The 17,027-nt window shown below is 63.0% G+C and carries 17 protein-coding genes and 1 pseudogene; 11 read left to right on the forward strand and 7 right to left on the reverse strand.

The window, feature by feature from the left end:
• From EGJ22_RS26245 to EGJ22_RS02990, 3 genes are all read right to left on the reverse strand, one after another.
• Positions 1–210 (reverse strand): hypothetical protein (locus EGJ22_RS26245; RefSeq protein ID WP_218568203.1); only part of this gene is annotated, 210 nt, incomplete at its 3' end.
• 208 nt (positions 211–418) lie between these two features.
• Complete coding sequence (locus EGJ22_RS02985) at positions 419–1,912, reverse strand: CoA-acylating methylmalonate-semialdehyde dehydrogenase (RefSeq protein ID WP_009685805.1); 1,494 nt, start codon at positions 1,910–1,912, stop codon at positions 419–421.
• A gap of 72 nt (positions 1,913–1,984) precedes the next feature.
• The gene (locus EGJ22_RS02990) at positions 1,985–3,331 is read right to left on the reverse strand and encodes an aspartate aminotransferase family protein (protein WP_029885179.1); all 1,347 of its coding nucleotides are present in this window, start codon (positions 3,329–3,331) and stop codon (positions 1,985–1,987) included.
• 118 nt (positions 3,332–3,449) lie between these two features.
• Here EGJ22_RS02990 and EGJ22_RS02995 point away from each other — a divergent pair, with 118 nt between their 5' ends.
• The 5 genes from EGJ22_RS02995 to EGJ22_RS03015 all read left to right on the forward strand — a co-directional run bounded on the left by EGJ22_RS02995 (position 3,450) and on the right by EGJ22_RS03015 (position 7,755).
• Complete coding sequence (locus EGJ22_RS02995) at positions 3,450–4,367, forward strand: LysR family transcriptional regulator (protein ID WP_009685803.1); 918 nt, start codon at positions 3,450–3,452, stop codon at positions 4,365–4,367.
• Positions 4,368–4,457: 90 nt separating this feature from the next.
• Positions 4,458–5,120 carry a TetR/AcrR family transcriptional regulator gene (locus EGJ22_RS03000; RefSeq protein ID WP_009685802.1) on the forward strand — a complete coding sequence of 221 codons (663 nt, stop codon included), beginning with the start codon at positions 4,458–4,460 and terminating at the stop codon, positions 5,118–5,120.
• A 9-nt stretch (positions 5,121–5,129) separates the two neighbouring features.
• A complete protein-coding gene (locus EGJ22_RS03005; protein WP_029885178.1) occupies positions 5,130–5,714 on the forward strand; it encodes a YigZ family protein in 585 nt (194 codons plus the stop codon).
• A 320-nt stretch (positions 5,715–6,034) separates the two neighbouring features.
• Positions 6,035–6,721: an SDR family oxidoreductase gene (locus EGJ22_RS03010; protein ID WP_009685800.1), complete on the forward strand. Its 687-nt coding sequence runs from the start codon at positions 6,035–6,037 to the stop codon at positions 6,719–6,721.
• Positions 6,722–6,807: 86 nt separating this feature from the next.
• Positions 6,808–7,755, forward strand: coding sequence for an adenosine deaminase (locus EGJ22_RS03015; RefSeq protein WP_029885177.1), 948 nt, complete (start codon positions 6,808–6,810; stop codon positions 7,753–7,755).
• A gap of 8 nt (positions 7,756–7,763) precedes the next feature.
• Here EGJ22_RS03015 and EGJ22_RS03020 read toward each other — a convergent pair whose 3' ends face one another.
• Entirely contained in the window at positions 7,764–8,477 is a 714-nt protein-coding gene (locus tag EGJ22_RS03020) for a helix-turn-helix transcriptional regulator (protein ID WP_009685798.1), read from the reverse strand.
• Between the two features lie 473 nt (positions 8,478–8,950).
• Here EGJ22_RS03020 and EGJ22_RS26375 point away from each other — a divergent pair, with 473 nt between their 5' ends.
• A complete protein-coding gene (locus tag EGJ22_RS26375) occupies positions 8,951–9,148 on the forward strand; it encodes a hypothetical protein (protein ID WP_080709162.1) in 198 nt (65 codons plus the stop codon).
• Here EGJ22_RS26375 and EGJ22_RS03030 read toward each other — a convergent pair.
• Both EGJ22_RS03030 and EGJ22_RS03035 read right to left on the reverse strand, forming a co-directional pair.
• Entirely contained in the window at positions 9,099–10,280 is a 1,182-nt protein-coding gene (locus EGJ22_RS03030) for a multidrug effflux MFS transporter (protein WP_029885176.1), read from the reverse strand. The genes EGJ22_RS26375 and EGJ22_RS03030 overlap by 50 nt on opposite strands.
• A 154-nt stretch (positions 10,281–10,434) precedes the next feature.
• Positions 10,435–10,632 carry a heavy-metal-associated domain-containing protein gene (locus EGJ22_RS03035; protein WP_009685795.1) on the reverse strand — a complete coding sequence of 66 codons (198 nt, stop codon included), beginning with the start codon at positions 10,630–10,632 and terminating at the stop codon, positions 10,435–10,437.
• Between the two features lie 144 nt (positions 10,633–10,776).
• Here EGJ22_RS03035 and EGJ22_RS03040 point away from each other — a divergent pair, with 144 nt between their 5' ends.
• The 5 genes and pseudogenes from EGJ22_RS03040 to EGJ22_RS26850 all read left to right on the forward strand — a co-directional run bounded on the left by EGJ22_RS03040 (position 10,777) and on the right by EGJ22_RS26850 (position 16,122).
• A complete protein-coding gene (locus EGJ22_RS03040; protein ID WP_029885175.1) occupies positions 10,777–11,163 on the forward strand; it encodes a hypothetical protein in 387 nt (128 codons plus the stop codon).
• A 52-nt stretch (positions 11,164–11,215) separates the two neighbouring features.
• Positions 11,216–13,615: a heavy metal translocating P-type ATPase gene (locus EGJ22_RS03045; RefSeq protein ID WP_029885174.1), complete on the forward strand. Its 2,400-nt coding sequence runs from the start codon at positions 11,216–11,218 to the stop codon at positions 13,613–13,615.
• Positions 13,612–14,022, forward strand: coding sequence for a Cu(I)-responsive transcriptional regulator (gene cueR / locus EGJ22_RS03050; protein WP_009685791.1), 411 nt, complete (start codon positions 13,612–13,614; stop codon positions 14,020–14,022). The genes EGJ22_RS03045 and cueR overlap by 4 nt, the downstream gene beginning before the upstream one ends.
• Positions 14,023–14,334: 312 nt before the next feature.
• Positions 14,335–15,264: pseudogene (locus EGJ22_RS26845) on the forward strand (cache domain-containing protein); the annotation flags it as partial.
• 129 nt (positions 15,265–15,393) lie between these two features.
• A complete protein-coding gene (locus tag EGJ22_RS26850; protein WP_370738651.1) occupies positions 15,394–16,122 on the forward strand; it encodes a methyl-accepting chemotaxis protein in 729 nt (242 codons plus the stop codon).
• Between the two features lie 73 nt (positions 16,123–16,195).
• Here the strand turns inward: EGJ22_RS26850 and EGJ22_RS03060 are convergent, their stop codons facing one another.
• Positions 16,196–16,975, reverse strand: a complete 780-nt coding sequence (locus EGJ22_RS03060) for a helix-turn-helix transcriptional regulator (RefSeq protein ID WP_009685789.1) — start codon at positions 16,973–16,975, stop codon at positions 16,196–16,198.
• Between the last annotated feature and the right edge of the window lie 52 nt (positions 16,976–17,027).

The raw sequence follows: 17,027 nt of genomic DNA on the forward strand, positions 1-17,027 counted from the left end.
AATTGCTTGATTCGATTTGTTAAAGAGCGGTTGGTTAAGAGCGTTTCGTCTCAACCGAGGCGCGCATTCTACGCTTTCCTCACTTGCTGTCAAGCGTTTATTTTGAAGTTTTTTGCGAGAAACTCGTTTAGCTTCAAACACTTGACTCGCTGCGATCTCTCGTAGCGGGAGGCGAATCATACAGCGTTTAGAAGCGCTGTCAACCATCATCTCGACCGCATTCGATCATTCGATCGTAGCCCTTACAGCGCCCTCCGAATCGATTAACTCATTGAATTTCAAGGAGTTTGTCGTTCCATTGTCGCTGGAAGTGGGGCGCATTATAAGGGGATTCGAGAGGGCGTCAACCTTTAATTTCAAGAAAACCCTAAAAAGCAAAACGGGGAGGCCTACCGGCCTCCCCGCTCCCCCTCACCCCTTACAAGCTTGGGAACGCAAACTGCGATGCTTCATGGCTGGCCCGCTGCGGCCAACGCTGGGTAATTGCCTTGCGACGGGTATAGAAGCGCACCCCGTCCGGCCCGTACGCATGCAGGTCACCGAACAACGAACGTTTCCAACCACCAAAGCTGTGATACGCCACCGGCACCGGCAGCGGAACGTTGACTCCCACCATGCCCACTTCGATTTCGTCGCAGAACAAACGCGCGGCCTCACCGTCACGGGTGAAGATGCACGTGCCGTTGCCATATTCATGATCGTTGATCAGTTGCATGGCCTGTTCCAGGCTGTTGACCCGCACCACGCACAGTACCGGGCCGAAAATCTCTTCTTTATAGATACGCATCTCTGGCGTGACCTTGTCGAACAAGGTACCGCCCACGAAGTAGCCATCTTCATTCCCGGCCACTCGGAAGCCACGGCCATCCACCACCAGCTCGGCCCCCGCTGCAACGCCCTCATCGATGTAGCCCACCACCTTGTCACGCGCAGCGGCAGTGACCAGTGGCCCCATGTCCAGACCGCACGAAGTGCCTGCACCAATCTTCAAGGCTTTGATCTGCGGTTGCAGCTTGGCGATCAGCGCATCAGCCACCTGGTCACCCACGCACACCGCCACCGAAATGGCCATGCAGCGCTCGCCACACGAACCGTAGGCCGCCCCCATCAGTGCGCTGACCGCGTTATCCAGGTCGGCGTCCGGCATCAGTACCGCATGGTTCTTGGCACCACCCAGGGCTTGCACGCGCTTGCCGCGCTTGGTGCCCTCGGCATAGATGTACTCGGCAATCGGCGTAGAACCCACAAAACTGAGCGCTTTCACTTCCGGCGCTTCGATCAACGCATCCACCGCTTCCTTGTCACCGTGCACCACGTTGAGGATGCCCTTCGGCAGACCGGCCTCCAGCAGCAACTGGGCGATGAACAGGGTGGAGCTAGGGTCACGTTCGGACGGCTTGAGAATGAAGGCGTTACCACAGGCAATCGCCAGCGGGTACATCCACAGCGGCACCATGGCCGGGAAGTTGAACGGCGTAATACCGGCAACCACACCCAACGGCTGGAAATCAGACCAGGCATCGATGTTCGGGCCCACGTTGCGGCTGTACTCGCCTTTGAGCACTTCAGGCGCGGCGCAGGCAAACTCGACGTTCTCGATACCACGCTTCAGTTCGCCAGCGGCGTCTTCCAGCGTCTTGCCATGCTCTTCGCTGATCATTTGCGAAATGCGCGCTTCATTCTGCTCCAGCAGTTGCTTGAAGCGGAACATCACCTGAGCCCGCTTGGCCGGTGGCGTATTGCGCCAAGCTGGGAACGCCGCCTTGGCCGAATCAATCGCTTCCTGCACGGTCGCGCGGCTGGCCAGCTCGACTTTGCGCACGGCCTGGCCGGTGGATGGGTTGAAGACATCGGCGGTGCGCTCACCCTTGGTAACCAGCTCGCCGTGAATCAGGTGCTGAACAATGCTCATGCAAAACTCCAGATGAAGAAGGTAGAGGCCGGCGCGCGTCTGCGCACGCGCCGCGCAGCAAAATCAGAAAGATCAGTCGATCAGGTTCAGGGTTTCGCCGACAGCGTCGAACAGGCGGTCCAGTTCATGCGGCTGTGTGTTGAAGGTTGGGCCGAACTGCAAGGTGTCGCCACCAAAGCGTACATAGAAGCCCGCGCGCCACAGTTTCATCGCCGCTTCGTAAGGGCGAACAATGGCATCACCGTCACGGGCGGCGATCTGGATCGCGCCAGCCAGGCCATAGTTACGGATATCGACGACGTTCTTGGTGCCCTTCACGCCGTGCAGCAGCTTTTCGAAGTGCGGTGCCAGCTCGGCGGAGGCCTGCACCAGGTTTTCCTTCTGCAGCAGGTCCAAGGCAGCGATACCCGCGGCACAGGCCACCGGGTGGGCCGAGTAGGTATAACCGTGCGGGAACTCCACGGCGTACTCTGGCGTTGGCTGGTCCATGAAGGTCTGGTAGATCTCGCTGCTGGCAATCACCGCGCCCATCGGAATGGCGCCGTTGGTCACCTGCTTGGCGATGCACATCAGGTCCGGGGTTACGCCGAAGGCCTGCGAGCCGGTCATGGCGCCCATGCGGCCGAAGCCGGTAATCACCTCGTCGAAGATCAGCAGAATGTTGTACTGGGTGCAGATTTCACGCAGGCGCTTGAGGTAACCCTTAGGCGGCGGCAGCACACCGGCGGAACCGGCCATGGGCTCGACGATCACCGCGGCGATATTGGACGCGTCGTGCAGCTCGATCAGTTTGAGCATTTCTTCGGCAAGGGCGATGCCACCCTCTTCGGGCATGCCTTTGGAGAACGCGTTCACCGGCAATACGGTATGAGGCAGGTGATCGACATCCAGCAGTTGGCCGAACATCTTGCGGTTGCCATTGACCCCACCCAGGCTGGTGCCGGCGATGTTCACGCCGTGGTAGCCACGGGCACGGCCGATGATCTTGGTCTTGGTCGCCTGGCCTTTCAGGCGCCAGTAAGCCCGCACCATCTTCAGCGCCGTGTCGGCGCACTCGGAGCCCGAGTTGGTATAGAAGACGTGGTTCAGGTTACCTGGCACCAGGTCGGCGATCTTTTCCGCCAGCTGGAACGACAATGGGTGGCCGAACTGGAACGCCGGGGAGTAATCGAGCGTGCCCAACTGGCGGGTCACCGCGTCGGTGATTTCCTTGCGGGTGTGCCCGGCGCCGCAGGTCCACAGGCCGGAAAGCGCGTCAAAGATCCTGCGCCCCTGGTCATCGACCAGGTGGTTGCCATCGGCCGCCACGATCAGGCGCGGGTCGCGCTGGAAGTTGCGGTTGGCCGTGTACGGCATCCAGTGGGCGTCAAGCTTGAGCTGGCTGGCGATACCCACGGGGGCGGTTTCAGGCATGTTCATCGGCGGTTCCTCGAAAGACGATCAGGCAACGATGGATGTGGTTGCAGCTAAGTTGGCACGCGGATAGAGTCTGAAAAAGCCTACATTTCTAATCTTCACACAGGCCGCTACTAAACTAATGAGCCGACGCCCCGATCCACTTGCGCAGGTCAGCGACTTCGACATCCGCCTGCTGAAGATCTACCGCAGCGTAGTCGAATGCGGTGGTTTTTCGGCCGCCGAGAACGTGCTGGGCATCGGCCGCTCGGCCATCAGCCAGCAAATGAACGACCTCGAGCAACGCCTGGGGCTGCGCCTGTGCCAGCGCGGCCGCGCCGGTTTCTCGCTGACCGAGGAAGGCCGGGAGGTCTATCATTCGGCCCTGCAACTGCTCAGCGCACTGGAAAGCTTCCGTACCGAGGTCAATGGCCTGCACCAGCATCTGCGCGGCGAGCTGAACATCGGCCTGACCGATAACCTGGTCACCCTGCCGCACATGCGCATCACCCATGCCCTGGCCGAACTCAAGGACCGTGGCCCCGATGTGCGCATCCAGATCCGCATGATCGCGCCCAGCCAGGTCGAACACGGCGTGCTCGACGGCAGCCTGCATGTAGGCGTGGTGCCACAGACCAGCCCGCTTTCGGGCCTGGAATATCAACCGTTGTACAGCGAGCGTTCCTTGCTGTACTGCGCGGTCGGTCACCCACTGTTCTATGCAGACGACCAGCAGATCGACGACGAGCGACTCAACAGCCAGGAAGCCATCACCCCCACATTCCGCCTGCCGGCCGAAATCCAGGCGCATTACCAGGCGCTGCACTGCACGGCCAGTGCTTCGGACCGTGAGGGCATGGCGTTTCTCATCCTTACCGGGCGCTACATCGGTTACCTGCCCGACCACTACGCCACGTTCTGGGTCCAGCAGGGCCGCTTGCGGGCACTCAAACCGCGCGAGCGCTTCTACGACCTGAGCCTGAGCTGGGTGACACGCAAAGGCAGGCGACCCAACCTGGTTCTGGAAAGCTTTCTCGACAGCCTGGCTGCGACACGCTGATGCCTGTCTCTGCCGCAAACGCTTGTCACCTTGGCACAGGCAGGTAATCTTGTCCGACAGCCGCAGCCACTGACCCGTACGGAATCGTCCATGACCCTAGAAGTCCCTGCGCATCGCCTATCCGCCTCGGGCAAGCCCGCGGGCCGCATCCGCCAGAAGAACGAACAGGCCATTATCCAGGCCGCCGAAGACGAGTTTGCCCGCCATGGCTTCAAGGGCACCAGCATGAACACCATTGCGCTGAAGGCAGGGTTGCCCAAGGCCAACCTGCATTATTACTTCACCAACAAGCTGGGCCTCTACATTGCCGTGCTCAGCAACATCATCGAGCTGTGGGACAGCACCTTCAACGCCCTGAGCGTCGAGGACGACCCCGGTGCAGCACTGAGCCAGTACATTCGCACCAAGATGGAGTTCTCGCGGCGCAACCCCCAGGCATCGCGTATTTTCGCCATGGAAGTGATCAGCGGCGGCACCTGCCTGACCGAGTACTTCAGTGCCGACTACCGCGAATGGTTCCGTGGCCGCGCCGCCGTATTCGAGGCGTGGATGGATGCCGGCAAGATGGACCGGGTAGACCCCGTGCATCTGATATTCCTGCTATGGGGCAGCACCCAGCACTATGCCGATTTCGCCACCCAGATCTGCCAGGTTACCGGCCGTAGCCGCCTGACCAAGCAAGACATGGAAGAAGCGAGCAACAACCTTATCCACATCATTCTCAAGGGCTGCGGCATCAAGCCGGCTGCCTGACCCACATTTATGCCCTCTACCCTTCTCGACCTCTGCGAATACCGCGAGGAAATCCGTAAAAGCCGCTTCATCACCCTGGCCGGGCCGATCACCAGTGCCGCCGAAGCGATGAGCTTCATCGAACGCCACAGCGACCTGGCCGCTACCCATAACTGCTGGGCCTGGAAGCTCGGCGCGCAGTACCGCAGCAGCGACGACGGCGAACCCGGTGGCACTGCCGGGCGGCCCATCCTGGCCGCGATCGAGGCGCAGGACTGCGATCAGGTCGTGGTGCTGGTGATTCGCTGGTACGGTGGTATCCAGCTGGGTACGGGCGGCCTGGCCAGGGCCTACGGTGGGGGCGCCAACAAGTGCCTGCAACAGGCCCCCAAGCGGCTGCTGGTGCAGCGCAGCGAGTTCGCCTGCAGTTGCAGCTTCAGCGAACTGGCACTGGTAAAACTGCGCCTGGCCGAGGTCGATGGGCTGGTGCTCGACGAGCAGTTCACAGCCAATGGCGTGGACCTGTTGATCGCTCTGGGTGAAGCCCACCTAGCAGCGTTGCAGCAGCAACTGGCCGACCTTAGCCGCGGGCGTATACTGCTGCAAGCGCGCTGAATCTGCCCACAACTGCTGTGGGCCTGCCTGTGGATAAGCTTGGGGCATCATGCTGCAAGCCAGAGCAGGCATGGCCTGTAGCGCTTTGATCATTATTTGATCGGCACTACCGGCAGGCTCAAGGCATTGAATGAATTCAGGTTATCCCCAGCCTCACACCCGCCACAACCGGCAGGGTCAGCCCATGTTTCACACATTAACTGTGGAGCAGCCTGTGGATAACCCGTGCGCCACCGTGCAAAGCCCCCAGCGGCACGGGGTTTACCGCTGCTGCACATTTTTTAACCACCTCCATCCGAAAAACCAACAAGGAGCGCCCCATGGCTGACGCAAAGCACGCACTTATCATCGGCGCCTCGCGCGGGCTCGGCCTGGGCCTGGTGCAACGCCTGCAGGAAGACGGCTGGAGCATTACCGCCACCGTCCGCAACCCTCAGCAGCCCGGAGCCCTGGCAGCTGTGCCTGGTGTGCACATCGAGCAACTGGAAATGAACGACACCGCCCAGCTCGATGGCCTGAAGCAACGCCTGCAAGGCCAGGTATTCGACCTGGTATTCGTCAACGCCGGGGTCATGGGCCCACTGCCGCAAGACCTTGAAAGCGTGCACAAAGACGCCATCGGCGACCTGTTCATGACCAATGCCGTGGCCCCGATTCGCGTCGCCCGCCGCCTGGTCGGCCAAGTTCGCAACGGCAGTGGCGTGCTGGCCTTCATGAGTTCGGTCCTGGGCAGCGTCACTGTCCCCGACGGCGGCGAACTCTGCTTGTACAAAGCCAGCAAGGCGGCGTTGAACTCGATGATCAACAGCTTCGTCGTCGAACAACAACGCCCCGACCTGTGCGTTCTGGCCATGCACCCTGGCTGGGTGAAGACCGACATGGGTGGCGAGCACGCAGAGATCGACGTGCTCACCAGCACCCGCGGCATGCTTGAACAAATCAAGGCGCAAAGCGGTACAGGCGGCCTGCGCTTCATCAATTACAAAGGCGAAACCCTGACCTGGTGATTCATCAGGTCGCAGCCCGGCCGGGCGCAATACCCGGCCAGCCCCTGTAGAATGCCGGCAACCGTACCTGATCGAGATATGCCCTTATGTATGACTGGTTGAACGCCCTGCCCAAGGCGGAGCTGCACCTGCACCTCGAAGGCTCGCTGGAGCCTGAGCTGCTGTTCGCCCTGGCCGAGCGCAACAAGATCGCCCTGCCATGGGCCGATGTGGAAACCCTGCGCGGGGCCTATGCCTTCAACAACCTTCAGGAGTTCCTGGACCTGTATTACCAGGGCGCCGATGTATTGCGCACCGAGCAGGATTTCTATGACCTGACCTGGGCCTACCTGCAGCGCTGCAAGGCGCAGAACGTGATCCATACCGAGCCGTTCTACGACCCGCAAACCCACACCGACCGGGGTATCCCCTTTGAAGTGGTGCTCAACGGTATCAACCAAGCGCTCAAGGATGGCCGCGAGCAGTTGGGCATCAGCAGTGGCCTTATCCTGAGCTTCCTGCGCCACCTGAGTGAAGAGGAGGCACAAAAAACCCTCGACCAGGCGCTGCCCTTCCGCGATGCGTTCATTGCCGTTGGCCTGGACAGCTCGGAAATGGGCCACCCACCCAGCAAGTTCCAGCGTGTATTCGACCGCGCGCGGAGCGAAGGCCTGGTTGCCGTCGCCCACGCTGGCGAAGAAGGCCCGCCCGAGTACATCTGGGAAGCGCTGGACCTGCTGCAGATCAAGCGAATCGACCACGGCGTACGCGCCATCGAAGACGAGCGGCTGATGCAGCGCATCATCGACGAACAGATCCCGTTGACCGTGTGCCCGCTGTCCAACACCAAGCTCTGCGTGTTCGACCACATGAGCCAGCACAACATTCTCGACATGCTCGAGCGTGGAGTGAAGGTTACGGTGAACTCGGACGACCCGGCGTACTTCGGCGGCTACGTCACGGAAAACTTCCACGCCCTGCACACTCACCTGGGCATGACCGAAGATCAGGCCCGCCGCCTGGCCCAGAACAGCCTGGACGCCAGGCTGGCCTGACGCGCGGCTCAACCCACCTGCAAGGTGGCTACGCGGGCTATGCGGTTGATCTGCTGGATGCCCAGCGCCGAGATATGCAATGCCCGCGTGTCCTCGGCCTCGCGCATCCAGCCAGATTGCAGGAACAGCCTGAACAAGGCCTGGCCCAACACGCCCCCCAGGTGCGGCGCCTGGTCGTTCCACTCGGTGCAGCGGCAGATCACGCAGCCGCGCTGTTGGTGCGGCGCCAAGGCATCGATGTACACCCCTACCAGGGCCAGCTGCGCCCGCCCTTCATCGCTGACCATCAACAGGCGGCCACTGCCTTCCAGCCAGCCCGCGACCACCATGCGGTGGTATAGCTCACTGGCCAGCTCGCCCCCCAGGTGATCCCCACAGCGACGCGCCCGGCGCAGCGACATGGGCAGCGGTGACACCGGCGCCTTGGCCCGCTCCCCCCTGGCGCTTTCCAGTTGCACGCTGGCCAGCGCCTCTACCGCCGCCCCGACCTGCGGGGTAGCCAGGCGAAAATAGCGTTTGCGGCCACGGGCTTCATGCCTCAGCAGCCCAGCCGATGACAGCAACGACAAGTGCGCGCAAGCCGACGACGAGGTCAGGCCGGTCATCATCGCAAGCTCGTTGGCCAGGCGCGGCGTGCCGTCGATCAATGCCCACAACATGGCACTGCGCTTGGGGTCGGCCATCAGGCTGGCGATCTGGCTGATACTGCTGACTGCGTTCATGTCCCTGTAACTCCCTGCAAGTTCACTGTGTGGATGCGATGGCCAACCCTGGCAGGGAAGCACCTCTCGCTGGCACTGGCCTGGATCGCCAGTATAAGCCGCAGAAATGCTCAATCTGGCAGCCCCACAACGCCCAGTCCTCGTCGAAAAGCCAGTGGGTATACCTACCCATTGCAAGTCGGGAACAGGACCGATGCGACCGGCGAAAACCCTGCGCCTAGGCATTTCGGCCGGTTGCGGCAGGCGCTCGTAAACTCAGCAGGAAAAAAACCTTCGGCACGTTCGGACGTAGCCGACAGCCAGGTACTACAAGTAGCGCAAACTAAAGCGAACGTTCCCCCGGACTTGCAGGCATTGCGGCGCAACCGGCAAACACCCAATCAGGCACCGCCAGTCAGGCCAACGGGCCAGCGCATGGCAGACGTGAGCAGTAGCGCTAAACTGATGCCGCTCCCTTCTGGAGGTAAGCCGCGATGAAAATTGTCGTCAGCGCTTCGCGCCGAAACCCCGCCTGCCCTTGGCAGGTCCAGCTCGATCAGCATGTGGTCGGGTTCCGCAGCGAGGCCGAGGCACGGGCCTTTGTCGCCACGCTGGAAACCCGCCTGCGCGCTCCGCACCCGCTCAAGCGCGAACCCTGGCCTGCAAACGGCGGGTCAGTACCGCGGCACTGACTGCCAATACACCGCAAAGGCAGATCACCAGGGCCATCGGCACGGCACTGCCATCGTGCAGCAGCCCCACCAGCGCCGCTGCGCCCGCCGCCACGCTGAACTGGACACAACCCATCAGCGCCGAGGCACTGCCGGCACGCGCGCCCTGGCCGCTCATGGCGCAAGCCGAGGCATTGGGGATGATGCAACCGAGGCTGGCAATGCAGATGAACAACGGCACCAGCAGCGGCCACAACGCGGTCGGCCGCCACGCCGCCACCGCGAGCAGCGCCAGCCCGGCCCCCAGGTACAACCACACGGCACGGGCCAGCAGGAAGGCCGGCCCACGCTTGGCCAGCAAACGGGCGTTCACCTGCGCCACCAGGATAAAGCCCGCTGCGTTGGCACCAAACAGCCAGCCATAGTGCTCGGCTGGCACGCCGTACAGCTTGATGAACACGAAAGGTGAACCGGCGATGTAGGCGAACATGCCGGCAATGGCGATACCGCCCGTCACCGCATGGCCGAGGAACACCCGGTCTGCCAGCAGGCGCAGGTACTGGCGCAAAGCCCCGGACAAGGGCTGGCGCGGCATGTCCTCAGGCATGCTCTCCGGCAACCCCAGGCTTACCGCCAACAGGCAAGCGGCACTGAACAGGCCCAGGGTAAGGAAAATCGATTGCCAGCCGGCCACATTCACCAGCACCCCACCCAGCATCGGCGCCAGGATCGGGGCCAGGCCCATGACCAGCATCAACTGCGAGAACACCTTGGCCGAGGCGACCGGGTCGCACTTGTCGCTGACGATAGCCCGCGACAGCACCATGCCCGCACAACCGCCAAGGGCCTGGACGAAGCGTGCCAGCACCAGGGTGTCGAGGTTGGGGGCATAGGCACAGGCCAGTGACGCCAGGGTGAACACGGTCACGCCAAACATCAGCGGTTTGCGCCGGCCAAAACGGTCAGCGACTGGGCCGTAAGCCAACTGGCCGATGGACAAGCCAAGGAAATAGGCGGCCAATGTGGCCTGGACGTGTTTTTCGTCGGTGGCGAACGCCTGCGCCATGGCCGGGAAGGCCGGCAGGTAGAAGTCGATCGCCAAGGGCCCGAACGCACTCAGTGCGCCCAGGATGAGCACCATTCGCAGGTTCATCAGGAATCCATAGCAGGCTAAGCAAGTAGATGATTCTACCTGCTGTCGCCCCTAGGAATGTGAAAACATTTGCAACAAACCTAGGCCCTGTCGCGATGGGCCGCACAGCGGCACCACCGTCAAGGCCTCAACCCAAAACCCGGGTCGACACCTGTTACCCCACCTCAGCCTGATACCCTTCCTCGCGGATGGCCGCCAGAACCTGCTCCTGCACCAACTCACTCTGCACCCGCACCTGCTTGGCCGCCAGGTCGACTTCTACCTTGGCGGACGCATCCAGCTGCTGCACTGCCCGCGTCACGGCCTTTACACAGTGGCCACAGGTCATGCCTTGTACATTGAACACTTGCATAGGGTTGCCTCCTTCAGGTTTTCCACGAGTTTCAAGCTTGCCATCAGGGCAAGGTCAAGTGCCGTGTGGAACAGCTGGGGTGGAAATCCGCACGCGCGTCGGCCAAGCTGCGCCTTTGACGATCAGCCAAGCAGGAGATTTTTCATGTTCAGGGCAGCATTGGGCGTCGTCGGGTTGGTCAGCGCACTGGCTGTGGTGCCACCGGCCAGCGCAGAGGACAACTCGGCCTACAGCGTACTGATCATTTCCCGGGAGCGCCTGGAAGTGGCTACCAGCTGTGAAATCGGGGTGTACCTCAATGATCAGCTTTCCGGGCGGGTGTTTCAGGAGCAGTCCACCTCGTTCAACCTGCCGCCTGGCCCGGTCGATGTGCGCCTGCGCCGGTTGCCTGGGCAAACCCCGGGTTGCGCGCCAGGCATCGAGGACCAACGCAGCACACGTTTGAACCTGCAGGCGGGCCAGATCAACAAATATCGCATCACCATGGGTCAATATGGGCTGGAATTGAAGCGCGCCGATCTAGGCTATTGACCTTCCCTGCATGGCAAGGTTGATGCTGGAGCCCTGTCCAAGGAGGAGAGCCATGCCCGCATCCACCACCTATGACCTGCCGATCTCCGGCATGACCTGCGCCAGCTGTGCTGGCCGGGTCGAGCGCGCATTGCGCAAGGTCAGCGGCGCTGAACACGTCAGCGTCAACCTCACCACTGAAAAAGCCCGTGTCCAGGCCCCGGCCGACCGCCTGCCAGCCTTGGTCGATGCGGTACGCGAAGCCGGCTACGGCGTGCCCACGCGCACGCTGGAACTGCAGATCGGCGGCATGACCTGCGCCAGTTGCGTGGGCCGCGTGGAGCGGGCCCTTGGCAAAGTGCCCGGGGTGGAGCAGGTGAGTGTCAACCTGGCCAGTGAACGTGCCCACCTTGAAGTGCTGGCCGCCCTCGATAACAACCTGCTGATCGAAACGGTACACAAGGCCGGCTACAGCGCCAGCGTGCCGCAAGCCGCCATAGACGAGCAGGCCACCGCCCAGCGCCGCCTGCGTAACGAACGCCTGGCAGTGGCTGCAGCATTGCTGCTGGCGCTGCCTTTGGTGCTGCCCATGCTGGTGCAGCCATTCGGCCTGCACTGGATGCTGCCCGCCTGGGCGCAATTCCTGCTGGCCACCCCTGTGCAGTTCATTCTCGGCGCCCGCTTTTATATCGCCGCCTGGAAAGCCGTGCGTGCCGGCGCCGGCAACATGGACCTGCTGGTTGCCCTGGGGACCAGCGCCGGTTACGGCCTGAGCCTCTACGAATGGGCCCAGGCCCCCGCCGGCATGGCCCCGCACCTGTACTTCGAGGCCTCGGCGGTGGTAATCGCCCTGGTGCTGCTGGGCAAGTACCTGGAAAGCCGTGCCAAACGCCAGACCGCCAGCGCCATTCGCGCGCTCGAGGCACTGCGCCCGGAGCGCGCAGTGCGCGTGGTTGGCGACCGGGAAGAAGATGTGGCGATCGCCCAGCTGCGCCTGGGCGACCTGGTGCTGGTCAAGCCCGGCGAGCGCTTTCCGGTCGATGGCGTGGTCGAGGATGGCAGCAGCCATGCCGATGAAGCCCTGATCAGCGGCGAGAGCCTGCCAGTGCCCAAACAACCCGGCGACAGCGTCACCGGTGGCGCCATCAATGGCGAAGGCCGGTTGCTGGTACGTACCGAAGCCCTGGGCACCGAGACCGTGCTGGCGCGCATCATCCGCCTGGTGGAAGATGCGCAGGCCGCCAAGGCGCCGATCCAGAAGCTGGTCGACCGGGTCAGCCAGGTATTCGTCCCCGCCGTGCTGGTACTGGCGCTGCTGACCCTGCTCGGCTGGTGGCTGGCTGGCGCGGCGCTGGAAACCGCCCTGATCAACGCCGTGGCCGTGCTGGTCATCGCCTGCCCTTGCGCCCTTGGCCTGGCCACACCGGCAGCGATCATGGCCGGTACCGGCGTCGCCGCCCGCCACGGCATCCTCATCAAGGATGCCGAGGCGCTGGAGCGCGCGCATGCGGTGAACCGTGTGGTGTTCGACAAGACCGGTACCCTGACCTCGGGCAGCCCGCGGGTAGTCCACAGCAAGGCCCTGGTCGGCGACAGCGCCAGCCTGCATCGCCTGGCCGGCGCCCTGCAACGGGGCAGTGAACACCCGTTGGCCAAGGCGGTGCTGCAGGCCTGCACCGAGCAAGGCCTGCAGGTACCCAGCGTCAGCGACAGCCAGTCGCTCACCGGGCGCGGCATTGCCGGGCGTGTCGAAGGCCGTGAGCTGGCACTGGGCAACCGCCGCCTGCTCGATGAAAGCGGGCTGCAGCCCGGCGGCCTGGCCGACAAGGCACACGCCTGGGAAGCCGAGGGGCGTACCCTGTCGTGGCTGATCGAACGCGGTCAGCAAACTCAGGTACTGGGCCTGTTCGCCTTTGGTGACAGCCTCAAGCCCGGGGCCGCCGAGGCCATCGACACCCTGCATGCGCAGCACATCAGCAGCCATCTGCTGACTGGCGATAACCGGGGTAGCGCCAAGGTGGTCGCCGAAGCCTTGGGCATCGACGATGTGCACGCCGAAGTGCTGCCGGCCGACAAGGCCGCAACTGTGGCGGCCCTCAAGCAGGCTGGCGTGGTCGCCATGGTCGGCGACGGCATAAACGACGCGCCGGCGTTGGCCGCCGCCGACATCGGCATCGCCATGGGGGGTGGCACCGACGTGGCGATGCAGGCAGCCGGCATCACCTTGATGCGCGGCGACCCGCGGCTGGTGCCCGCTGCCCTGGAAATCAGCCGCAAGACCTACGCCAAGATCCGCCAGAACCTATTCTGGGCATTCATCTACAACCTGATCGGTATCCCGCTGGCTGCACTGGGCTACCTCAACCCGGTACTGGCGGGCGCCGCCATGGCCTTGTCCAGCGTCAGCGTGGTCAGCAACGCGCTGTGGCTAAAGGCCTGGAAACCCGCCCGCGCCCCCCAGGAGGCAAAATGAACATTGGCCAGGCCGCCCGCCGCAGCGGGCTCAGCACCAAGATGATCCGTTACTACGAATCCATCGGCCTGCTCAAGCCGGCCACGCGCAGCGACAATGGCTACCGCCTGTACCGGGACGAGGACTTGCACAGCCTGGCGTTCATCAAGCGCTCCCGCGACCTGGGGTTTTCCCTGGAAGAAGTGGGCAAGCTGCTGACGCTGTGGCAAGACCGCCAGCGGGCCAGCGCCGATGTGAAGGCTTTGGCGATGCAGCATATCGATGAACTGAACCGGCGCATCGAGGAACTGGTCAGCCTGCGCAACACCCTTGGCGAGCTGGTATCCCACTGCCAGGGGGACGACCGCCCGGACTGCCCGATCCTCAGCGACCTGGCCAATGGCACCGCTGGCAACTGCTGCCACTAGCGTTTGGTATGCCAAAAGCGTCCATACACGACCGAATAGTCACCAATCACGACTTTATCCAATAAATACGGGCGCTTCGGCTACATAAAACCCGGCTGCTGCCGATGCACTGGTTACCTGCCTCGTGTGTCGACTACAACAATTCCGGGAGCGTCGATGAGCATCAAACAGAAACTGACCTGGGCATTCGCGGTCATCGCCGGTTTGCCCATCGTGCTGGTGGCCACCCTGGTGGTCCTTAACCTGCGTGGCGAAGCCCGCGATGGATTCCTTGACGGCAGCAGCCGGGAAATCCGCCAGGTCAGCAACGCGATGAACATCTTCTTCCAGGGCATCAACCAGAACGTCGAGTACCTGGCCGCGCAACCGATGGTGGCCGCCACAGGCAGCAACCTGAACAAGTTCCTGAGTGCCAACCCGTCCTACGAGCTGGGCGATCAGGACAAGCAACTGCTGGACTTCTTCACCCGCCTGGCAGATTCGCACCCCAACTATGCCTACGTGTCCTACGGCGTCAACGACGGCGGTTACGTCGGCTGGCCAGCCGGGCAGAAGTTCGTCAACTACGACCCACGCCCACGGCCGTGGTACCAACTGGCCATGGCCAACCCGGGCAAGACCGTGCGCACCGGCGCCTATTACTGGGCTGCCGATGACGCGGTGCTCATCAGCACCGTGCGGGCGGTAGCCAACCAGTTGGGCAACCCCGGCGGTGTGGTCAACATCGACGTTTCGCTCAAAGGCCTGACCGAGATCGTCAAGCAGATCAAGCTGGGCGAGAGCGGCTTCCTGATGCTGGTGGAAAGCAACGGCAACGTGATGGTCGACCCACGCGACGCCAGCCACAACTTCAAGCAACTGGCCAGTTTTGGCGACGGCTATGCCGAGTTGGCCAAGGCCGGCAAGGGCCTGGTCGAAGTCGAGCTCAATGGTGTGCGCTACATGGCCAACGTCTACCCCGACGAGCGCCTGGGCTGGACCTTCATCGGCCTGATCGAGCAAGGCGAAGTGATGCAGACCACTACCCGCCTGACCTGGCTGATCGGCGTGGTCGCCTTGGTCCTGGCCGCCCTGTTCGCCGTGGTCGGCGCCGCCTTCGCCAAACTGATCGTGCGCCCGATCAACAGCGTCACCAACGGGCTGGAAGACATTGCCCAGGGTGAGGGCGACCTGACCCGCAGCCTGGAAATTCGCGGCCGCGACGAAACCGCCCAGCTGGCCAACTGGTTCAACCAGTTCCTCAGTGCCATTCGCAGCCTGATCCAGCATATCGGTGCGGCGGCCAGCAAGATCCTCAGCACCTCGCACAGCTCGACCCAGGTGTCCAGCAACATGGCCGAAGCGGCCGGCCGCCAGCGCGAGGCCGTGGACATGGTGTCCACCGCCTTCCACGAGATGGTTGCCACCGCCAACGAAGTGGCGCGCTCGTGCAGCCAGGCGGCCCAGTCTGCGGACAGCGGCCAGCAACAGGCCCGTGAAGGTCAGCAGCAGATCGATGCGGCGGTCCACAGCGTTGACCGCCTGAGCCAGGAAATCGAGCAGTCGGCGCAGTCGATCCAGCAACTGGAGCGTGACAGCAATGCCATCCAGTCGATCCTCGGCACCATTCGCTCGATTGCCGAGCAGACCAACCTCCTGGCCCTGAACGCCGCCATCGAGGCCGCGCGGGCCGGCGAGCAAGGCCGTGGCTTTGCCGTGGTAGCCGATGAAGTGCGGGCGCTGGCCAAGCGCACGGCCGACTCCACCGCAGAAATCGACGGTTTGCTGGGCAACCTGGCCAACCGCACCTCCGAGGTGGCTGCACAGATGCACGCCAGCCTGGAAGTTTCGCAGCAGTCGGTCAGCCGTATCGGCCTGGCCCGCGACAGTTTCGGGCAGATCCGCGAGTCGGTGGACGTGATCCGTGACATGAACACGCAGATTGCAACCGCAGCCGAGGAACAGCACCAGGTAGCCGAAGATATCAACCGCCACATCAGCCAGATTCATGGGGATGCGCAGTTGGTGGCCGAGTTGGCCCAGGCAGCACGCCAGGATTCGGAAAGCCTGGCCGGGTTGTCCAATGAACTGGACGTACTGGTGCGCAGGTTCCGCACCTGACAAGGCGCCGGTGCAGGCCGCCCCGTACCGGGGCGGCTTCAGCTACACATAGGCCAGCACCGGCAACCCCTGGTCAGAGCCTCAACTCCCCCGGCGTTGCCCCAAACAGCTGCTTGAACGCCGCAATGTACGCGGAAGTGGAATCATACCCACAACCCAGCGCCGCCTCGGTCACGCTCTCCCCCGCCTCCAGCAAGGCCAGCGACGACAGCAAGCGCATGCGCTGGCGCCAGTTGCGAAAGCTCAAGCCGGTTTCACGCTGGAACAGGCGCATCAGCGTTTTTTCGGAACACCCCAGTTGCCGCGCCCATTGCTGCAAGGTCTGCGCCTGGTCCGGCGCTGCGATCAAGCCATTGCACAGCGCCAGCAAACCTGGGTGGCGCGGCAACGGCAAGGAAAAGCCGACTTCCGGCAGGGTTCGTAACTGGTCGAGCAGCACCGCCACCAGCCGCGCCTGCGCACTATCGCCCTCAGGGTAATCGGCTGGGTACAGGCAGAACTGCTTGATCAACTCACGCGCCAGCGGCGTCACCTCCAATACCCGACACTGCGGGGCAGCCCAGGGGCAGGCGTCCCGGCGTACATACAGGCTGCGCATTTCGGCCTGCATCGAGGTCACCACCGCATGCTCGGCGTCAGCCGGGATCCACACCCCCCACTGCGGTGGCGCAAAGTAGCTGCCTGCGTCGGTATAAACACCGAGCACGCCGCTGATAGCGTAGGAAAACTGTACCCAGTCGTGCTGGTGGCGTGTGGTCCAGGAACCGGCGCCCAGGCTTTCGGCACGTGCGTACAGTGGCCTGGGCAACTGCTTGAGTTCAGGAATGGGACGGGGCTGTCCGATGATCGGCATGGCGGCTTCTGTTAGTGCTGACCAGACAAGCCTAACAGTTACGGTCGGCGCC

The organism is Pseudomonas sp. p99-361 (assembly GCF_003935475.1).
GTDB lineage: Bacteria > Pseudomonadota > Gammaproteobacteria > Pseudomonadales > Pseudomonadaceae > Aquipseudomonas > Aquipseudomonas juntendi.